The sequence below is a fragment of the Kitasatospora sp. NPDC091207 genome, assembly GCF_044768625.1.
Classification (GTDB): Bacteria; Actinomycetota; Actinomycetes; order Streptomycetales; family Streptomycetaceae; genus Kitasatospora.
On the sequence record NZ_JBIVVS010000015.1, the window covers coordinates 162,808 to 182,335 of the forward strand.

A 19,528-nucleotide genomic window follows, 5' to 3' on the forward strand; every position below is an offset into this window, starting at 1 on the left:
CGGCCGCCGCGCTGCTGCGCGGCGGCCGCACCCGGGCGGGTGGTGGGGACGGCTACGGCGGGGGCGACCCGCCGTCAGCCGGTCTTCTGCAGCGTCCAGGACTGGTAGGCCTGGCCGTTGGGCTTCTGCAGCTCCAGCAGCCAACCGCCGTAGTACCAGCGGTTGCTGACACCCAGGACGAGGTTCGAGCCGTCGGCGTTCAGGGTGAACCCGCCGGCCGACGGGGTGAGCCGCCACTTCTGCGCGGCAGCGCCGGAGCAGGGCTGCTGCGCGAGGTACTGGCCGGCCACCGGGTCGCCGCCCAGCTGGAGGCACTTGTCCGAGCGGGCGGACTTGATCCGCACGGCGCCCGAACCGGCGTCCTCGAAGCTCCACTTCTGGTTGGCGTAGCCGGTGCGCTGGTAGGCGATGGCCACCGTGCCGTCGTTGAGCGAGCTGCCCCAGAGGTCGGCGGCCTGGCCGGTCAACCCGTTCACCAGCGTGTAGCGGCTGCCGGGCTGCGGCTGACCGCCGTCGGCGAGGGTGCGGAAGGTGGCGGCGCGGCCGGGCTTGGAGACGGCGCCCGCGCCGTCCCGCACCGCGACGGCCACGGTGTACGAGGTGGCGGGCGCCAGCCGGACGAGACCGACGACCGTGGAGCGGACGGTGCCGAGGGTCTGGCCGTTCAGCAGCACGTCGTACCCGGCGGCGGCCGGCACGGCCGGCCAGCTCAGCATCACCGAGTTCTGGGTGATCTGACTGGTCGTCACTTCGGGCCCGGCGGCGCCGGAGGTGGGCGAGGAGGTCGGCGAGGGCGTGGGCGAGGCGGTGCGGGTCGGCGAGCCGGTGGGCGACGGGGTCGTGGTCGCCGTCGGGCTCCCGGTCGGGGTCGGGGTCGTCGTCGCGGTCGGCGTGGGGGTCGGGGTCGGGGTGCCGGTCGACGTGCCGGTCGGGCTCGGCGAGGCGGTGCGGGTCGGCGAGGCCGTCGCGGTGGCCGTCGGGGTCGGACTGGGGTTCGGACCGGTGCCGCCGCCCGCGATCAGGAAGCGGTTGTTGGCGACGTTCCAGTGCGTGGCCAGGTAACTGCCCGGCGCGGGTGCGGTGTTGTAGTAGTCGTCGTGGTGGCAGTCGAGCCGGGCGTCACTGGCGTTGTCCGGGCAGACCGTCTTCATCGCCGGGTAGTACGGGGTGTCCGAGTAGCACATCAGGTCCCACTCGTCGACGCAGTGGCCGCCCTTGCTGGAGTTGGGCGCACTGTTGCTCACCGCGCCCAGGTTGTGGCCGAGTTCGTGCGCCGCCGTGTGGCCTCCCCAGCAGCCCGAGTCGGTCCGGCCGTACGAGGGGCCGAAGTTGCTCAGGTTGTCCTGCCCGGGTCGCTCGTCGCCCGCGAAGGTGCCGATGCCGCAGTAGACCTTGGCATCGGTGAACATCATGTACTTGCGGTCCTTGCGATTGAACCCCTGCGCGGCCAGCGCGCGGTTGCTCGCGTTGAAGTCCTGGATCTCGGAGTCCGCGATCTGCACGTTCAACACCGATGCGGTGCAGTCGGGTTCGGTGACGAAACGGACGTGCCGCACACCACCGGTCTCCTCGGCGCTGGCGTTGTAGATGACGTCGACCTCGGCGGCCCACTTCTTGAACGAGGCCAGGTACTGGGCGAACCGGTCGTTGCCGGGGGTGTGGACGTACACCGCCTGGACCCGGTTGCCGGTGCTGCCGTCACCCTCGCAGACGAGCGCGGCGCCGGCGGCGGCCGCGTTCTGCTGCGGGGCCGGCGCTCCGGCGGGGGCGCCGGCGTCACCCAGGAGGGCCTTCTGCCCCGCGTCCAGGACCGGCGTCGCTCCCTTCAACAGGTCCGCGACGGCAGGTGGTTGGGCATCCGGTGCCGGGGTGAGCACCGGCGCCTGGGCGGCCGCGGCGGCCACCGGCGGGACGTCCTTGCGGATGTCGATGTCCTTGGGCGGCGCGTCCGGGCCGTGGCTGCACAGCTGCCCGCCCGAGACCTCCAACGAGCCGGCGCACCGGTCGCCGGTCGGCAGGGTCAGGCCCGCGTAGACCAGGCCGCGCTCCGGCTGGTCCTTGGGTATCTCGCGCAGCGGGGTGGCCTTCTTCTCCCGCTGCGGGGCGGGTGCCTGGGTGGCCCCCTCGGCGGTCCCGGTCTCCCCCGGCCCGCCGTCCTCGGTGACCGCTCCGGCCGTGCCCGCCTCCGCCCGGTCGGCCGAACTGTCCACCGCCGCCGCCGCCGTGCCGCGGTCCGCAGCCGGTTCGAACGCGGTCTGGATCCCCAGTGCGCCCGCGACCAGCCCGGCCACCACCGCGGCGGCCAGGAGCGCCGTCCGGCGCCCCGGCCTGCCGCGCCTGCGACGCCGACGGTCCGTACTCCGGTGTTCGCTGCTCCGGTTTCCCATCGTGTTCTTCTCCTCTCCTCGGTACGACGGCCCGCCCACCGCTCGACGCGGCGGCCGGACCTTCCGACACCCCGGAGACCGGACCCGGCCGGACCGGATAACAAAAACCTCCTTTCGAAATTCGCGCGCGTCTGCGAGACCGCCTCGAACGCCCCGGCGCAGCCCGGCGAACGGGCCGGCCGGGTGTGGGGCGGGGGACCCGGCGCGAGGCGGGCAGCCCCGGCGCGAGGCGCCGCCAGGGCTCCTTGATCACCCGTGCGGGGGAAAGAACGATGGTTGCGCTTTGAACAGTTGCGACCGCTGGCCAGAATGGGCTACCCCGGTCGACCGACCGGTCACCGAAGACCGAAGGGCGGCGCATGGAGCCGGGTCCGCTGAGCTCCGGCCGGGGGCGCGCCCCCGTCGGCGACCGTCACACCGGCGTGCGGTGAGCACCGCCCTCGTGCTCGGCGGCGGCCTGGCCGGGCTGCTGGCCGCCGCGGCCCTCGAACCGCACGCCCGGCACGTCACCGTCGTCGAGCAGGACACCCTCCCCGACGGGCCGCACCCACGCCGGGGACTGCCGCAGGGCGACTTCAGCCACATCCTGCTCGGCGGCGGCGCCGACGCCGTGGACGCCCTTCTCCCGGGAACCGTCGACGCGTTGCTCACCGCCGGGGCCCACCGCCGGCCGATGCCCTCCGGCCTGCTGATGCGGCTGGGCCCGGGCTGGCTCCAGGCCTTCGAGTCGAGCGCCTATCTGATCGCCTGCAGCCGGCACCTGCTCGACCACACCGTCCGGCAACGACTGCGCGGCCGCGCCACCGTCACGATCCGCGAGGGCACCTCCGTCCTCGGCCTGACCGGAGACGCGACCCAGGTCCGCGGGGCACTGGTCGAGAACCCGGACGGATCCCGGGAGAGCCTGCCGGCCGACCTCGTGGTGGACGCGACCGGCCGCCGCTCGCAGGCCCCGCGATGGCTGCGCGCGCTGGGTTCCGCGGGCCCGCGCGAGGTGACGGTCGACGCCGGACTCGCCTACGCCGCCCGCCTGTTCGACGCCCCGCGCGGCAACCACGGCTTCCCGATCGTCAGCATCGTCCCCGTCCCCGGCCGACGCGCGCCCGGGCGGGGCGCCACCGTCGTCCCGATCGAGAACGACCGTTGGATCATCACCCTCTCCGGCACCCGGGCAGGCGAACCCTCCCGCACCGAGGCCGAGTTCCACACCTTCCTCCGGGGGCTCGACCACCCGGTCGTCCACGACCTCGCCCGCACCGCCCGCCCCATCGGTCCGATCCGCACCTGCCACGGCACGCTGAACCGCCGCCGCTGCTACCGGGACGGGACCCCGGCGGGGTTCGCCGCCACCGGCGACGCGCTCGCCGCCCTCAACCCGGTCTACGGCCACGGCATGGCGGTCGCCGCCCAGTGCGCGGTCGCCATCCGGAGCGCCCTCGACACCGAGGGACTCCACCCGCACGTCAGCAGCGCCGTCCAGCAGCGGATCGCCCGCGCGGTCGACACCCCCTGGAACATGGCCGAGGAGCAGGACCGGGCCTTTCCCGGCGTCCGGTCGAACGAACCTCCCGCCCACCGGCCCGCCGGCCGGTTCACCCGCTGGTACACCGGCCGGCTGCTGCGCGCGGCTCTCACCGACCCCGGCGTCTCGGCGGCCTACTTCGACGTGTTCTCGCTCGCCGCCCCCGCCGCCCGGCTGACCGCGCCCTCGGTGGCCCTCGCCACGCTGCGCCCCCGCCGGTCGGCGGCACCGACCGTCGCCGAGGCGATCGCCCGCTTCCCACGGGTGGCCGAACTGACCGGACCGTACTGAGCGCCCGCCCCGGGCAGGGCCGACGACCCGTTCGCCGACTCGGGCGAACGTACGGCGGGCGAACGTACGGCGAGCGAACGTACGGCGGGCGCCGGGGAGCGCGCTCGGGGGGTACGCGCTCCCCGGCATGGGGTGGTGGCGGCCACCCCGGCCGGGGTGGTCCGAACGTCCGTACCCCGGCTGCCGTGACGGGAATGCTAGACCCGCGCCGACATCGTGACCAGCACTCCGACCGGCCCTTTTCCTGCCCGGCACATGCCATCCGGGGCCCCTGCGCCCGGCATCACTCCGACCACCAGGACAGGCCCGCCACCCAGCGCCCGACCCAACCCGCGAAACCCGGCTCCCCCACCAACCCACCCTCCCGGGTGCCGTAAGGGACCGCACCCTCCCCCGTGATCAGCCAGACCTCACCGCGCCCGGGGCCCGAGACCACCAGGTGCCAGTACATCCCGCAGCCGTCCGTGCCCAACACGATCGAGCCGTGGTGGAAGACCCGCTCCAGCAGGGCGTCCACCTCCTCCTCCGGCCGCGGATCGTCGTCCCACTGCCAGGCGGCGGTCAGCGGGAACGGCTCCGCCAGCACCTGCGGCGGACGGCCGGCGCCCCAGTCGGCCGGCAGCGCGGCGACCGGTATCAGCCCGTAGTACGGCGGGCCGTCCGAGGAGCCGTCACAGATCTCGGCCACGACCGTCCGGTACGGCTCGGGCAGCACGATGCCGTGCTCCGCTTCGAAGGCACGCACCGCGTCCCAGCCGAGCGGCGGTGTCCGCAGGGCCGGCGCGCTCCGGTCGGCAGCTGAATCGGCGGCCGGAGCGGCGGCCGGACCGGTGGTGAAGGCGGCACGCAGCAGAGCGAGCTCTTCGGACGAGGCGTGGTCTGTCATGCCGTCAGGAGTACCAGAGGGGTCCGACAACACCGGGTCCGGCCGGGGGAACGGGCCCCCGGACCGCCCCCGGACCGCCCCCGGACCGCGGCGGGCTCAGGCCGCGACGCCCAGGCTTCCGACGCCGTACCGGTGGGCGCCCTGCGCGTGCATGGTGGCGAGGGAGGCCGCCAGGCGGTCCGGGTCGCCCGCCAGCCAGAGGCGCAGCCCGGCGGCGAGCGCGGCACTGGCGGGGCCGACCCGCAGTCCGGCCACCCGGGTGACCCGCTCGCCGACCAGCGGGAGCAGGTCGGCGACCGGTACGGGCAGCCAGAGGGTGACGGCGCAGGGCGCGGGCCGGGCGAGGACGCGGAGCAGGGCCAGCACGCCGGCGTCGCCGTGCAGGGCGGGGATGACGTCCAGCAGGCCGTCCACGGCGACCTCCGACACGTCGCTGCCGTGGCCGCGCGCCAGTTCGCGCAGCAGGGCCCGCTCGGCAGCGGAGATCCGGACGGTCAGCATGACTTCTTCGCAGTCCATGGTCCCAGTTCCCGTCTTGCGCTAGGGGGTGTGCCTGTCGGTCGGGTGCTCGTCTGCTCGTCACTCGTACGGGCGGTGCGGGGCGGTGCCGTGCGGGGCCGGCCTGCGGGAGCGGCCCGCCCGGCGGAGCGGCGGCCGGCCCGGTCGGCCGGTGCCGACCGATACCTGCCCCTCAGCGGGCCTCCGCTACCGGCGTGATCAAGCCGTAGTGACCGTCGTAACGGCGGTAGAGGACCCGGCCGCGCGCGTCGCCGGGATCGGTGTGGAAGACGAAGGGCAGGCAGGTGAGCCAGAGCCGGCGGGCCGCCTCGGCCGGGTCCAGCCGGGGCGCGGGGTGCGGGCTCTCGGTCAGGGGGAGCCCGGAGTGGCCGAGCCGCGCGGTGGAGTGGGCGCGGACCAGCCGGAGGCCGCCGTGCTCGGCGCTGCGGTGGACGACGCTGTCCTGGCCGGTGAGCGCGTCGGTGAAGAGGTGGAACCGGTGGTCCAGGGCCAGCATCGCGCGGACCGCCTCGTCGGGGGTGCGGCGGGCCGGCGTGACCGATTTCCGTCGGACGATCTGCCGCTCGGCCAGCGGCCGCGGCGCGCACTGCGGCCGGTAGGCGCTCTCGTACACGGCGGCCAGCCCGATGTCCCCCAGTTCGCGCAGCCGCGCCGCGCGGCCGGCCAGGGTGCCGAGCGCGACGTCCACCGCCTCGCCCCCGGTCGCGGCGGCCAGTTGCACCCGGACCGGACCGGCGCCGGCCAGCTCGATCGCGGCCTGTGCCACGACCGGCCGGGCGAGTGAGGGGTGGCGCAGCCGGGTGAGCCGGACCCGGGCCGCGTACGCGCCGGGGCCGAGGGCCACGCTCACGTCCAGCGCCCGGGCCCGCGCGTACTCGGCATCGGCGCGGGGCAGTTCGCCGCGTATCTCCACCCGCACGTCGGGGGCCGAGCGGTGGCGCAGACGGGTCATCAGGGTCCTCCTTGGTTCCGGACCATGCTGGACCGGCCGGGCCCCCGCGGCCGAGGGCCGAAAGACCTTGTCTGTGGGGCAAGACCGGGTGCCACCCGGTCCGGGCCGAACGACCGGGTCGCGTCCACCCACCGCCTGCCGCCCGCGGACACCGCTCCCGGTCCGCGCCTGTGCGCTCCACCGATGGAGTGATCCACCGGGGTACGGCGCAACGCCCGCCGGACCGGCGCGTTTCCCATAACGTGCGCCCTCTGGCAGTGGTGCGCGCGGGGTCCGCGTCGGCGGCGCCTCGGTTCCCCCCGGTCGCGGCGACGACTCCGGCGGTACCGCCGCACCGGTCCATCTGGTGAGAGGTGATGTCATGGTCCTGACGGCCGAGACGCGTAGAACGAGCGCGCCCTCCAGAAGCATTCCACGGAGAGCCCCCTCGGCCCCTCCCCCGCTCGCACCGGGCGCCCTCGCCGGCCTCGGCCACGCCCCCGCGCTGCTGCGCGACCCGCTCGGCTTCCTCGGCTCGCTCTCCCGCCACGGGGGCGTGGTCCGGATCCGGCTCGGGCCGCGCACCGTCTGTGTCGTCACCGACGCCGCTCTGGTCCACACCCTGCTGGTGGCACTCGCCCACGACTGCCCGCGCGGCGCCGTCCAGGACACCCTCAAGACGGCGTTCGGCGACGGCCTGCTGATGTCCGAGGGGCAGGCGCACCGCGACCGCCGCCGGATCATCCAGCCCGCCTTCGGCCCGGAACGGACGGGCGAGTACCTCGCGGTGATGCACCAGGTGGCGCAGGAGCGGGCGGGGAGCTGGCGGTCGGGCCAGATCCTCGACGTCGCGAAGGAGATGAACCACCTCGCGCTGGAGATCGTCACCCGCACGCTGTTCGACGCGCGGCTGAGCGAGGACGCCACGCTCGCCTTCCACCGGGCGCTGCCCGACATGGTGAAGGGCCAGATCGTCCAGTCGCTCTACCCGCACCCGGCGTTCGCCCGGCTGCCGCTCCCGGTCAATCGGCGCTTCGACGCCGCCGTCCGGGTCCTGAACCAGGTGGTCGACCAGGCCGTCGACGGCCGCGCCCGGTCCGGTGGTTCACCCGCCGGCGGCTGTCCGTTCGGCGGTTCCGCCGGCACCGGCCGGCCCTCCGGCGCGCCGGACCGCACCCTGCCCGCCCTGCTGCGCGCCGCCACCGACCCCGCCACCGGCCGGCCGCTCACCGAAGCCGACGTACGGTCCGAGGCGATCACCATGTTCGGCGCGGGCACCGAGACCGTCTCCACCACGCTCACCTGGCTGATCGACGAACTGCTGCGGCACCCCCGGGTGGAGGCCCGTGTCCTGGCGGAGCTGGACGAGCACCTCCCGGCCGGCACCGTCCCCACCCCCGAGGCACTCGCCCGGCTGACGTACACCCGCAGCGTCACCCAGGAGGTGGTCCGGCTGCACGCGCCGAACGCCTTCCTGATGCGGACGGCCCGCGTGCCGGTCGAACTCGGCCAGTACCGGATCCCGGCCGGCACCGAACTGCTCTACAGCCTCACCGCGGTGCACCGTGACCCGCTGCTGCACCCGGAGCCGCTGCGCTTCCACCCCGACCGCTGGCACGAGGGCGGCGCGGCGGCGACCGCCGGGCGACAGGCGTTCCTGCCGTTCGGCGCGGGCAAGCACAAGTGCATCGGCGAGGCCTTCGCCTGGGCGGAGCTGACCGTGGCCACCGCCGCGATCCTGCGCCGCTGGCGGCCGACGGCCCAACCGGGCTCCCGGGCCCGCGAGGTGGTCTGGACGACCGTCCAGGCCCAGGACCTGCGCGTCCGCCTCACCCCGCGCACCGGCGGCGCACCGCACCACCCCACCGACCGGCACACCGCCCCCGCCCCGGCCGACACCACCCGGGCCACGGTCACCGGGCTCCCGCGCGCCGGGCTCCCGGCCACCCGGGCCACGGCCCGCCCCCGACCGGCCCCGCCCACCCATCCGGCCGCCCGGCCGCCCGCACCCGGCGGTCCGCGCCGGCCCGGTGAGCTGCGCGCGTCCACCGCCCGGCACGCCGACTGGGTGCTGGGCCACGGCCTGCTCACCCCGGCCGACCTGCCGCGCTACCAGGCCTACGCGCTCCCCCAGCTGATCGACCACGCCTACCCCCGGGCGCACGGTGCCGAACTCGACCTGCTCATCGATGTGTTGGGCTGGTTCACCATTCTCGACGACCGCTTCGACGGCCCGCCCGGCCGCCACCCGGACCGGGCCCGGAGCCTGGTCGACCCGCTGCTCGGCGTGCTCACCGGCGCCGGCCCCGCTCTCGCCCCGGCCCCTGCGGCCGCGCCCGAAGGCGGCCGACTCCTGCACGCCTGGCGGGAGTTGTGGCTACGGCAGAACGAGGGCATGTCCCCCGCCTGGCACGCGCGCGGCGCCGCCGAGTGGCGGGCCTGCCTGGACACCTTCCTCACCGAGTCCGCCCACCGGTCCCGCGGCACGGCCCCCGGCCTCCCCGGGACGATGCGGCTGCGCCGCCATGCCAGCTGCCTCTACCCGTTCATGAACATACTGGAGCGGGTCCACGGCGCCGACGCGCCCGCCCGGCTGCACGCCGAGCCCGAACTGCACCGACTGCGCGCGCACACGGCCGACGCCGCGACGCTGATCAACGACCTGTACTCACTGGAGCGGGAGGAACGCCAGCCGACCGTCGCCTTCAACACCGTGCTGACCCTGCAACGCGTCCGCGGCTGCACCCGCCGCCAGGCGGTGCTGTCGGTCCGCGCCCGGGTCGCGCGACTGCGGGAGGAGAGCGAGGCGCTGCGCCGCCACCTGCTGCGCCGCCACCCGTCCGGCCACTGGTACCTCGACGGCACCCGGGAACTGGTCGACGGCGTCTACGCGTGGACCAGCACCAGCCACCGCTACCTCAGTGACGGTCGCCGAGGGTGAACAGGAGGAGCACGAACCCGGCGAACAGGTGCGTGGCGAAGATGTAGATGCCCGCGCGGATCAGCATGGCCCTGCGCCTGCTCTTCTCGTCACTGGTGCCGCTGGCCATGGCCGGGGTCTCCTTCGGTCGGGGGACGGGTGGGCGACCGGTCCGCCGGGCGGCGGCGGGCCGCCCGGCCCTCATCCGTCCTCATCGGCTCGTGACGCGGTCGACGCGGGGGCCGGGCCCTCGGCGGCGCCCGGCCCCCGGAGCTCCGTGAGCAGCGCGCCCTGGTCGGTGATCAGCTCGGTGAGGATCCGCCGGGCGGCGCGCAGCAGTTCGGCGACGTCCGGCGTACTCAGCGCGTACACCACGGTGTTGCCCTCACGGGTGGCCACGACCAGCTGGGTGCGGCGCAGCACCGCGAGCTGCTGGGAGAGGTTGGACGGCTCGATCCCGATCTCGGCCAGGAGCTCGCGCACCGGACGCGGTCCGTCCTGGAGCAGCTCCAGCACCCGGATCCGGACGGGGTGCCCGAGGGTGCGGAAGAACTCCGCCTTGGCCTGGTACAGCGGGACCGCCATCGTCCGCTCGCTCCCTGCTGCTCGGTGGTACCGGTGTGCGCGGCCGGCGCGGGGCGCTGGTCCCCTCGGCCGCCACGACCGGGAAGCATCATCCCGGCAGATGAAGAATTCTTCAAGTCCTCATCTTGGATCATGCAACCCCCCGCCCCGTCCCGCCCCGGAAACGGGTCGGACCCGGGGGTTGGCACCACCCCCGGGTCCGACCGTAGCGAAAGGCTTCGCCTAACAGGCCACCACGGCGTCGACCGTGACCGGAGCCGGGTTCCACGGGTAGTACGCCACGCTGAAGCTGCCGTGGACGGTGGACCCGCACGGCACCGTGCCACCCACGCCGCGGACCTGCACCGTGCTGGCGGTGAACAGCGTGCGCCCGCTCGACGAGCCGAGCGACGCACCGCCGACGACCTGACCCGAGAGGCCGGTCAGCAGTTCCTTGGTCTCCGGGGCCGGGCCGCCCGGGCTCGGCGGACCGGCCAGGCTGACCTGCCCGTAGAACTGCACGCTGTCACCGGTGATCTCGGCGCACACCTTGGTCATCAGACCGGCCTGCAGCCCGGAGGCACCACAGGTGGTGGTGGTCGTGGTGGTGGTGGACGTGGCGGCACCGGCCTGGGCCGGAACGGCCAGCAGCGTCGCCGCGCCGGCGACCCCTGCGGCGAGCAGAGCGATTCGGTTCATCGGACTCTCCGTTTCCTCAAGACATTGTCATTCACATGTGACATTTCACATGTGCCATGCCTGAACCTTGGCATGCGATTCCAATGCCCAGGCAAAGATTCACCCAGGAAAATGTGAACAGACTGGAAATCGATCTTCGATGGCGCGATCTCGGCCACCCCGCCGCAAGGCCTTTGACGGGCCGTCGACCAGGCCCGACGAGCCGTCAGCCGCCGCCCCGACAGACCGTCAGACCGTCACGTCCGGCCCGGCCCCGTCCGGCCCCGTCCGGCCCCGTCCGGCTCAGCCGGTGACGCGAAGCTCCACCGGCACCGTCGGCTTCTGACCGACACTCACCGATGCCCTCACCGACGCCCTCACCGACACCGTCCCGTCCATCGTGTCGGACCGCCCCGCGAGACCGCGGAACCCGGACGGGTGGCCGTCCGGACCCAGCCGTCCGGACCCGACCGTTCGAAGCCGGCCGTGGAACGACGGGCTCAGCTCCCGCCGAGCGTGCCGCGGAGGTCGTCGATCCGGTGGACGGCGGCGGCGAAGGCCGCGCGGTCCAGGCTCCCGGCGTCCAGGGCGGCGGCCAGCGCGGCGGCGGCGGCCTCGCCCTGCTCGGCGTCGCGGGCGGAGCAGAGCAGCAGGTCCATGCCCGCCCCGGCGGCGGCCAGGGCCCGGGCGCCGGTGTCGCCGTACGGGGCGAGGGCGCCGGCTTCCAGGGCGTCGGTGACGGTGACGCCCCGGAAGCCCAGCCGGTCGCGGAGTTCACCCTGGACCACGGCCGGTGAGAAGCCGGCCGGCCGGTCCGGATCGAGGGCGGGGTAGACGGCCCAGGAGGCCATGATCAGGCGGACGCCGGCGGCGATGGCGGTCCGGTACGGCTCCTCGCCCCGGGCGCGGAGTTCGGCGAGCGGGACGGGGAGGGTGGCGGGGCGCTCGTCGGTGTTGAGCTCGCGGGCGGCGGAACCGAGGCCGGGGAAGTGCTTCGCGGTGGCGGCGATGCCGAGATCCTGCTGGGCGGTGAGGAAGGCGCTGCCCAACCGGGCCACGGAGGACGGCTCCTGACCGTAGGAGCGCTCGTGGTGGTCGATGAAGTTGTCCGGGGCGTCGTAGACGTCGAGGACGGGGGCGAGGTTGACGTTCAGACCGACGTCCGCGAGGGTGCGGCCGGCGTCGGCCCCCGACCTGGCGGCCTCGGCGACCGGATCGGCCGCCTGCCCGGTGCGACGGGCGGAGAGTTCCGGCGCGCCGGGCAGGCGACGGATCCGGCCGCCCTCCTGGTCGGTCATCAGCAGGAGCGGGCGGGGCTCCGGCGCCTCGGCCGCCGCCTGCCGCAACTGGTCGACCGCCGCGCGGAGTTGCACCAGGTCGGTGACGTTCTCGCCGAACAGGATGACGCCGGCCGCCCGCCCCTCGCGGATCGCCCGGAGCACAGCGGGTGACGGGGTGGGGCCGGGGTAGGAGTACACGATCCGCCGGCCGGCGAGCAGGCGCGAGTCCACCTGGTCGAGGGGATCGGGGGCCGGGCCGGTGGCCGTCGGGATCGTCCCCTCCGCCACCGACGGCGGCCGGTGGGAGGACTGCGCCGAGCAGGCCGGCGCCAGCGCCGACGCGGTCAGCAGCAGCGCCGGGAGCACCACGTGGGTGCTCCGCCGGAGCGACGACATCGGGCCTCCCGAGAACGGGGTGCGAGCGGACGGGCGACAACCCGACGACGGGCGACGGCCGGGTCCGATGCGCCACGCTACCCCGGCCCGGCGCGACGCGCAGGTCCTCGCCCGGCCCGCGGCCGGTCCGCCGTGAGCCCCGGGCTCGGCTCACCCGATGTGCGGGGCCGGCAACTGCCGCGGCCGGTCCGCCGCGGGGCCCAGGACACCTCGACGTCCGGCGGGGGAACGACACCCGCCCGCCCGGTCCGTCAACCCGGCCCCCGCAGCAACCGGCCCAGCACGGCGACGCCCTCCGTGATCTCGCCCGGCGCCCCGGCCGCGTAGCCCAGCACCAGCCCGGGCGGGTGCGGCAGCCGGGCGTGCCAGGACAGCGGCTGCACCTTGACGCCGTGCGCGAGCGCCGCGGTGGCGAGTTCGGTGTCGGTGCAGCCGAGGCCGGCCGGGAAGGTGACCATCAGGTGCAGCCCGGCCGCCGCGCCGTGCACGACGGCCCCCGGCAGGTGCGCGCCGATCGCGGCGATCATCGCGTCCCGGCGGCGCCGGTGGCGCGGGCGCAGCAGGCGCAGGTGCCGCTCCAGCGCGCCGGAGTCCATCAGCCGGGCCAGCACCAGTTGCGGCAGCACGGGGTTGCCGAGGTCGGCGAACCGCTTGGCCGCGAGGACGGCCTCGCGGTAGCGGGGCGGGACGAGCAGCCAGCCCGTCCGCAGGGCGGGGGCGAGCAGCTTGGAGACGCTGCCCATGTAGCACACCTGTTCGGGGAGGACGGCGCGCAGGGCCGGCACGGGCGGCCGGTCGTAGCGGTGCTCGGCGTCGTAGTCGTCCTCGATCACCAGACCGCCCTCACCGGCCCAGCGGAGCAGTTCGCGGCGGCGCCGGCCGCCGAGCACCACACCGGTCGGGAACTGGTGGGCGGGGGTGAGCAGGACGGCCCGCGCCCCGGTGGCGCGCAGCGCGTCCACCCGGATGCCGTCGGCGTCGACCGGGACGGGCGGCGTGGCGCGGAGCCAGTGGCCGAGGTGCTGCCGGGTGCCGAGCGAGCCCGGGTCCTCGACGGCGACCTCGTGGATGCCCGCCCGGCCGAAGGCCTGGCCGAGCAGGGCGAGGGCCTGCGCCGCGCCGGCGACGATCAGCACCTCGTCGGGGTCGGCGCCGATGCCCCGGTTGCGGGCCAGCCACTGGGCGACGGCCCGGCGCAGCGCGGCGCTGCCCCGGGTGTCGCCGTAGCCGAACTCGTGGGCGGGGAGCCCGTCGAGGACGGCGCGTTCGGCCCGGAGCCAGGCGGCGCGGGGGAAGGCGGCGAGGTCGGGGACGCCGGGCGAGAGGTCGATCCGGGCGGGAGCGGCGCGCAGCGCGTCGAAGCTGGCGGGGACGGGGTCGGCCTCGAACAGGGCGGGTTCCGGGCCGGGCGGCGCGGGACTCGGGAACGGCGGTGCTGCCGGTACCGGCACCGGCGCGGCCAGGACGACGGTGCCGCCGCGCCCCCGGCCGGCGAGCCGGCCCTCCTCGGTGAGGCGCCGGTAGGAGTCGGTGACGACCCCTCGGGAGATCCGCAACTCCCCGGCCAGCACCCGGGTGGCGGGCAGCCGGCTGCCCGCCGGGAGGCGGCCGTCCACGATGGCCTCCCGCAGCCGGCGGGCCAGCCAGTCGGCGAGGCGGCCGGGCGGCGCGTCGGCGGCGTCGAGCTGCAGGAAGTCCGCACCGGCGGTTATGGACCCCTGAGTGAGCGTCTCTTTGGACCTGTTCACCGGTCCATTGTGCGGGCCAGGGTGGGGCCATGACCACGAAGACCACGGAAGCCGCCGAAACCGCCCTGCCGGCCGAGGCCGCCCGAACCGCCGGAGCCACCGAAACCGCCCACGCCGTGGAGCACACCCGCACCCGCGCCCACGGCGACGACCTCACCCACGACCACGCCTACGTCCACGGCTACTCGCCGGCCGAGGCGCGGCGGCTGGGCGACCAGGCGGACACCCTCGCGGAGCTGCTGCACGCCGGGACGGCCTACCCGGCGGGCAGCCGGGTCCTGGAGGCGGGCTGCGGCGTCGGGGCGCAGACGGTGCACCTGCTGGCCTCCAGCCCGGGGGCGGAGCTGACCGCCGCCGACATCTCGGCCGACTCGCTCGGCGAGGCCCGGGCCCGGGTGGCGGCACAGGCGCCGGACGCGCGGGTCATCTGGCACCACGGCGACCTGCACGAACTGCCCTTCGCGGACGGCTCCTTCGACCATCTCTTCGTCTGCTTCGTCCTGGAGCACCTGGCGGACCCGTCGGCCGCGCTGACGGCCCTGCGACGGGTGCTGCGGCCCGGCGGGACGATCACGGTGATCGAGGGGGACCACGGTTCGACCTTGTTCCACCCGGACAGCGCCGCCGCCCGGGCGACCGTGGACCATCTGGTCCGCCTGCAGGCCGACGCCGGGGGCGACGCCCTGCTCGGTCGCCGGCTGCACCCCCTGCTGGCGGACGCGGGCTTCCGGGACGTCGCCGTCCGCCCGCTCACCGTCTCGGTGGACGGGAGTCGCCCGGCGCTGGTCGAGGGGTTCACCCGGCGGACGTTCGTCGCGATGGTCGAGTCCGTACGCGCCGACGCGCTCGCGGCCGGGCTCACCACGGCGGCCGCGTTCGACCACGGCATCGCCGACCTGCGCCGCACGGCGGAGGAGGGCGGGACCTTCCACTACACCTTCTTCAAGGCGGTGGCCGTCAATCCCTGAGCGGCGACCTGAGCGGCGACCGGAGCGGCAGGACCCCGGCCGGCAGGGACCTGCCGCTCAGGGGTCCACGGGTCGCTCCCCGGCCCGCCCCCGCTACTCCGGGCTGTCCCCGAGCGCGGCGAGGAGCGTGCGCAGCGCGTCGATCAGCGCCTCCGTCTGCGGCTCGTCGAGGCCGGCCAGCAGCCGCCGCTCGGTGACCAGGTGGTCGGGGAGCGCCCGGTCGACCAGGGCGTGGCCCTCGGGGGTGAGGGCGACCTCCCGGCTGCGGCCGTCGGAGTCGCTGGCCGTGCGGGTGACCAGGCCACGGGCCTCCAGCCGGTCGAGCCGCTGGCTGATGGCACCGGAGGTGACCATCGCGGACTGCATCAGGCCGGTGGGGGTGAGGCGGTAGGGCGGGCCGCTGCGGCGCAGGGTGGCCAGGACGTCGAAGGACGGGGCGTCCAGGTCGTGCGTCGCGAAGTTCCGCTTGAGTTCGGCCTCCACCAGCCTGGAGAACCGTTTGAGCCGGCCGATCACCTCCATCGGGGAGACGTCGAGGTCGGGACGCTCCGCGCCCCACTGCTTCACCAGGCGGTCCACGTGATCTGCCACCCCGCCAGCCTAATCGATGCCTTAGTGGTGAGATACCTCACACGCCGGGACGGCCGCCGACCCTCCCGATATGCCTTAGCGCTGAGATACATTGGCTTAGTGCTAAGGAATCGACTCGGAATCGTGCTGCTGACCGCGCTGGCCCCCGCCATCTGGGGCTCGACCTACCTCGTGACCACCGAACTGCTCCCGCCCGGCCGCCCGCTGCTCGCCGGGGTGATCCGCGCCCTGCCGGCCGGGCTGCTGCTCATCGCCCTCACCCGCCGGCTGCCGAAGGGCAGTTGGTGGTGGCGCTCGCTGGTGCTGGGCGCGCTCAACATCGGCGCGTTCTTCGCGCTGCTCTTCATCGCCGCCTACCGTCTGCCGGGCGGGGTCGCGGCCACCGTCGGCGCCGTCCAGCCGCTGATCGCCGCCGGGCTCGCGGCCGGACTGCTCGGCGACCGGCTCACGCCGCGCACCCTGGTGTCCGGCATCACCGGGGTCGTCGGCGTCAGCCTGCTGGTCCTGCGCGCCAACGCCCGGCTCGACGCCGTCGGCGTGACGGCCGCGCTCGCCGGAGCGGTCGTGATGGCCACCGGCGTCGTCCTCTCCAAGCGCTGGACCTCGCCGGCGCCACTGCTCGCCACCACCGGATGGCAGCTCACCGCCGGCGGCCTGTTGCTGCTGCCCGTCGCCCTGATCGTGGAGGGCGCGCCCCCGTCCCACCTCACCGGCGACAACCTGCTCGGCTACGGCTACCTGACCCTGATCGGCGCGGCCCTGGCGTACGCGCTCTGGTTCCGGGGCATCCGGGCGCTGCCGTCGACCTCCGTCACCTTCCTGGGGCTGCTCAGCCCGGTGGTCGCCACCGCCCTCGGCTGGCTCGTCCTCGGTCAGGACCTCTCGGCCGTCCAGGGGCTCGGCGCGGTCATCGTGCTCGGCTCGCTGGTCGCCGCCCAGACCCAGCGGCCCCGCGCCGCGACGCCGCCGACAGCGCCGACAGCCCCGACGGTCAGCGGGCCCGCGGCCGAACACCCCGCCGTGCGGACCTGACCGCACCGCGGTCGCCCCGCGGCGCCGTCGCCCCGCGGCGCCACCCACCGCGGAGCTGCGGAACCGCACCATTCCCCGAAGCACCATGCCGTCAGCAGCACCAGCGAAACTGGAGAATCCCATGCGCATCACCGTCTTCGGCGCCACCGGCAACGTCGGCAGCCGGATCGTGACCGAGGCCCTCGCCCGCGGGCACGAGGTCACCGCCGTCCTGCGCGACCCGACCCGGCCGCACGGGCTCCCGTCCGCCGCCGTGATCGCCACCGGCGACGCCCGCGACCCCGAGGACGTCGCCCGCCTCGCCGCCGGTCAGTCCGTGGTGATCAGTGCCACCCGCCCGGCCCCCGGCAGCGAGCCGGAGCTGGCCGTCGCCACCAGGGGTCTGCTGGCCGGCCTCGCCGGGACGGACGTGCGGCTGCTCGTCGTCGGCGGCGCGGGCAGCCTCACCCTGCCCGGCGGCGACGGCGCCACCGTCATCGACGCCCCCGACTTCCCGGCCGCCTGGCTCCCGATCGCCCTCGCCTGCGGCGAGCAGCTCGCCCTCCACCAGGCCTCGACCGACGTCGACTGGGCCTACCTCAGCCCCGCCGCCCTGCTCGAACCGGGCCCGCGCACCGGCCGCTACCGCCTCGGTGGCGACGAGCTGGTGGTCGACGCGGCCGGCGTCTCGGCGATCTCGATGGAGGACCTCGCCGTCGTCCTCCTCGACGAGGCCGAGCGCCCGGCCCACCACCGCACCCGCTTCACCGCCGCCTACTGAACCGCTCCGCCCCCGCCGCCCCGGCTCGGGAGTGCCCGGTGTCCTCGGCACCGGGCACCCGCACGTCGTGGCGCAGCACCCGCGCACCCCGCGCCGGCCCGGCCGAACGCGTCAGCCGCGGACCAGGTGGGCGGGCGTGGGGCGGCGGGGTGCCGACCGACCGTCAACAGACCTGCCCGCAGCGCACGAACGGGCGACCGTCGCCGCGACCCCCGCCGTTCGGCGGGTGTCGCCCGCACCACCCCGGAAGGGGTGCGGGCCGGATCGATCGCACCCCTCCGAACGGCCAGGATCGAGGACGTGAACGATTCCGTACCCAGCACCCGCCGACGCCGGGGCCCGCTCGTCGCCGCGGCGGCCGCGCTCCTCGCCGCCGTCGCCCTGCCCACCACCGGCGCCTCCGCGGCGACCGCCACCACCACGACCGCCGCCGCGCCGGCCGTCCCCGCCCACTACAGCCAGCAGCGACTCGCCTGGCAGCCCTGCGCGGAGGCGCCCGCGCTGGAGTGCGCCACGATGGCCGTCCCCCGCGACTGGCACCACCCGAACAACGGTCCGGACCTCTCCGTCGCGGTGTCCCGGCACCGCGCGACCGACCCGGCGCAGCGGCGCGGCACCCTCGTGATGGCCGCCGGCGGTCCCGGCGGCACGGGGCTGCTGCGCCCGGACGGCTTCGTGCGGTCGGCACCGGCCGTCGGGGCCGCGTACGACGTGGTGGGCTTCGACCAGCGCGGGGTGGGCCACAGCACCCGGGCCGTCTGCCAGACCCCCGAGGAGTTCCAGGCCTTCTTCGCCGGGGACTTCCGCGACGACTCCCCCGCCGACCGCGCCCGGGTGATCGACAACTCCCGTCGGCTGGCCGCCGGTTGCGCGCAGCGCAGCGGCGACCTGCTGCCGTACCTGACGACCGAACAGACCGCGCGCGATGTCGACCTCTTCCGGGCCCTGCTCGGCGAGCGGCGGATCAGCTACTACGGCCCGTCCTACGCGACCATGATCGGCGCGTACTACGCGACGCTCTTCCCGCAGCGGGTCGAGCGGATGGTCCTGGACAGCAACGTCGGCTTCGCAGGCAGCTGGGAGCAGTTCCAGCTCGGGCAGCCGATGAGCTTCCAGCGGCGCTTCGAGGAGGACTTCCTGCCCTGGCTCGCGGCCCGGGACGGCACGTACCACTACGGCGGCACCGTCGCCGAGGTCAAGGCCCACTGGGAGCGGCGGCGCGCGGCCCTGCACGACAGCCCGCTCGTCGACGGCACCCTGACCGTCGGGCCCAACCAACTGGACAACGGCACCGTCCAGGCCGTCTACCGGGCGAGCGAGGGCTTCCCCGCGCTGGCCACCGCCCTGACCGCGCTGGACGACTGGCCGGGCGCGAACCCGGGCGCACGGGCCGCGGCACGGCTGGTCTTCGGCCAGTACCTGAGCCCCGAGTTCCTCGCCGAGTACTTCGCGGTGACCTGCAACGACACGCCCTGGACCCGCGATCTGGACACCTGGGCCGAGCGGGGCGCCGAGTTCACCGCCCGCTGGCCGCTGGCCGGTGCCCGGACCCTCGCCTTCGCCGGCGTCTGCGCCGCCTGGCCGGCTCCGACCGCGCCCCCGGTGCGGGTGACCGGGGCGGGCCTGCCGACCACGCTGATGCTCAACTCGGTCCACGATCCGGCCACGTACTACGAGGCCGCCCGCTCGGCCCACCGCGCGCTGCGCGGCTCCCGGCTGGTGACGGTCACCGGCAACGGCGACCACGGCCAGTACCCGGGGCCGAACACCTGCGTCCGCGAGGTCGTCGATTCCTACCTGCTCGCCGGCCGTGCCCCCGCCCACGACCTCAGCTGCCCCTCCCCGCAGGCCGGTTGACCGTCGCCCCGACGCCCCCCGGCGCCGGGTACGGGTCCGCACGGGCGGGTGGTGACGGCCGCGCACGGAGCACGGCGCCGGGCGCCCGCCCCCCGGCCGGGGGGGGCGCCCCCCCCGGGCCACGGTGGCCCCTCGCCACGGAGCCAAGGGGCCCGGGCGGTAAAAGGGGGGGGGGGGGGGGGCGGGACACAAGCCCGC

Annotated in this window: 16 protein-coding genes; 6 read left to right on the plus strand and 10 right to left on the minus strand. The window is 75.5% G+C overall.

The genetic code is table 11. From position 1 onward, the window contains the following. Positions 1 to 74: 74 nt before the first annotated feature. Entirely contained in the window at positions 75 to 2,387 is a 2,313-nt protein-coding gene (locus ACIQTO_RS24080; protein ID WP_402391576.1) for an RICIN domain-containing protein, read from the minus strand. 427 nt (positions 2,388 to 2,814) lie between these two features. Here ACIQTO_RS24080 and ACIQTO_RS24085 point away from each other — a divergent pair, with 427 nt between their 5' ends. Beyond that, positions 2,815 to 4,200 (plus strand): NAD(P)/FAD-dependent oxidoreductase, encoded by a 1,386-nt coding sequence (locus ACIQTO_RS24085; protein ID WP_402391579.1) that lies wholly within the window; start codon positions 2,815 to 2,817, stop codon positions 4,198 to 4,200. A 283-nt stretch (positions 4,201 to 4,483) separates the two neighbouring features. Here the strand turns inward: ACIQTO_RS24085 and ACIQTO_RS24090 are convergent, their stop codons facing one another. The 3 genes from ACIQTO_RS24090 to ACIQTO_RS24100 all read right to left on the minus strand — a co-directional run bounded on the left by ACIQTO_RS24090 (position 4,484) and on the right by ACIQTO_RS24100 (position 6,557). Then, positions 4,484 to 5,086: an SMI1/KNR4 family protein gene (locus ACIQTO_RS24090; RefSeq protein WP_402391582.1), complete on the minus strand. Its 603-nt coding sequence runs from the start codon at positions 5,084 to 5,086 to the stop codon at positions 4,484 to 4,486. 96 nt (positions 5,087 to 5,182) lie between these two features. After that, positions 5,183 to 5,605: a hypothetical protein gene (locus ACIQTO_RS24095; RefSeq protein WP_402391585.1), complete on the minus strand. Its 423-nt coding sequence runs from the start codon at positions 5,603 to 5,605 to the stop codon at positions 5,183 to 5,185. 172 nt (positions 5,606 to 5,777) lie between these two features. Next, positions 5,778 to 6,557, minus strand: coding sequence for a sigma 54 modulation/S30EA ribosomal C-terminal domain-containing protein (locus tag ACIQTO_RS24100; RefSeq protein ID WP_402391587.1), 780 nt, complete (start codon positions 6,555 to 6,557; stop codon positions 5,778 to 5,780). 361 nt (positions 6,558 to 6,918) lie between these two features. On the opposite strand from ACIQTO_RS24100, the gene ACIQTO_RS24105 reads away from it, so the two are divergent. Beyond that, a complete protein-coding gene (locus ACIQTO_RS24105) occupies positions 6,919 to 9,477 on the plus strand; it encodes a cytochrome P450 (protein WP_402391590.1) in 2,559 nt (852 codons plus the stop codon). On the opposite strand, the gene ACIQTO_RS24110 is transcribed toward ACIQTO_RS24105, so the two are convergent. From ACIQTO_RS24110 to ACIQTO_RS24130, 5 genes are all read right to left on the minus strand, one after another. Then, positions 9,455 to 9,586, minus strand: coding sequence for a DUF6126 family protein (locus ACIQTO_RS24110; RefSeq protein WP_329491248.1), 132 nt, complete (start codon positions 9,584 to 9,586; stop codon positions 9,455 to 9,457). The two genes, ACIQTO_RS24105 and ACIQTO_RS24110, sit on opposite strands and share 23 nt — an antisense overlap. Positions 9,587 to 9,657: 71 nt before the next feature. Next, on the minus strand, positions 9,658 to 10,041 hold the full coding sequence (locus ACIQTO_RS24115) for an ArsR/SmtB family transcription factor (protein ID WP_402391593.1): 384 nt from the start codon (positions 10,039 to 10,041) through the stop codon (positions 9,658 to 9,660). 222 nt (positions 10,042 to 10,263) lie between these two features. Then, the gene (locus ACIQTO_RS24120; protein ID WP_402391595.1) at positions 10,264 to 10,719 is read right to left on the minus strand and encodes a hypothetical protein; all 456 of its coding nucleotides are present in this window, start codon (positions 10,717 to 10,719) and stop codon (positions 10,264 to 10,266) included. A 479-nt stretch (positions 10,720 to 11,198) separates the two neighbouring features. Further along, the gene (locus ACIQTO_RS24125) at positions 11,199 to 12,374 is read right to left on the minus strand and encodes a glycoside hydrolase family 3 N-terminal domain-containing protein (RefSeq protein WP_402391598.1); all 1,176 of its coding nucleotides are present in this window, start codon (positions 12,372 to 12,374) and stop codon (positions 11,199 to 11,201) included. A 251-nt stretch (positions 12,375 to 12,625) separates the two neighbouring features. Then, complete coding sequence (locus ACIQTO_RS24130) at positions 12,626 to 14,122, minus strand: PLP-dependent aminotransferase family protein (protein WP_402391600.1); 1,497 nt, start codon at positions 14,120 to 14,122, stop codon at positions 12,626 to 12,628. 29 nt (positions 14,123 to 14,151) lie between these two features. Here ACIQTO_RS24130 and ACIQTO_RS24135 point away from each other — a divergent pair, with 29 nt between their 5' ends. After that, positions 14,152 to 15,090, plus strand: a complete 939-nt coding sequence (locus ACIQTO_RS24135) for a methyltransferase domain-containing protein (RefSeq protein WP_402391602.1) — start codon at positions 14,152 to 14,154, stop codon at positions 15,088 to 15,090. Positions 15,091 to 15,183: 93 nt separating this feature from the next. Here ACIQTO_RS24135 and ACIQTO_RS24140 read toward each other — a convergent pair whose 3' ends face one another. After that, positions 15,184 to 15,681: a MarR family winged helix-turn-helix transcriptional regulator gene (locus tag ACIQTO_RS24140; protein WP_402391605.1), complete on the minus strand. Its 498-nt coding sequence runs from the start codon at positions 15,679 to 15,681 to the stop codon at positions 15,184 to 15,186. Between the two features lie 99 nt (positions 15,682 to 15,780). Here ACIQTO_RS24140 and ACIQTO_RS24145 point away from each other — a divergent pair, with 99 nt between their 5' ends. From ACIQTO_RS24145 to ACIQTO_RS24155, 3 genes are all read left to right on the plus strand, one after another. Continuing rightward, positions 15,781 to 16,713, plus strand: a complete 933-nt coding sequence (locus tag ACIQTO_RS24145) for an EamA family transporter (protein ID WP_402391608.1) — start codon at positions 15,781 to 15,783, stop codon at positions 16,711 to 16,713. Between the two features lie 121 nt (positions 16,714 to 16,834). Further along, positions 16,835 to 17,473: an NAD(P)-dependent oxidoreductase gene (locus ACIQTO_RS24150; protein WP_402391610.1), complete on the plus strand. Its 639-nt coding sequence runs from the start codon at positions 16,835 to 16,837 to the stop codon at positions 17,471 to 17,473. 300 nt (positions 17,474 to 17,773) lie between these two features. Then, positions 17,774 to 19,330, plus strand: coding sequence for an alpha/beta hydrolase (locus ACIQTO_RS24155; protein ID WP_402391613.1), 1,557 nt, complete (start codon positions 17,774 to 17,776; stop codon positions 19,328 to 19,330). Positions 19,331 to 19,528: the final 198 nt, after the last annotated feature.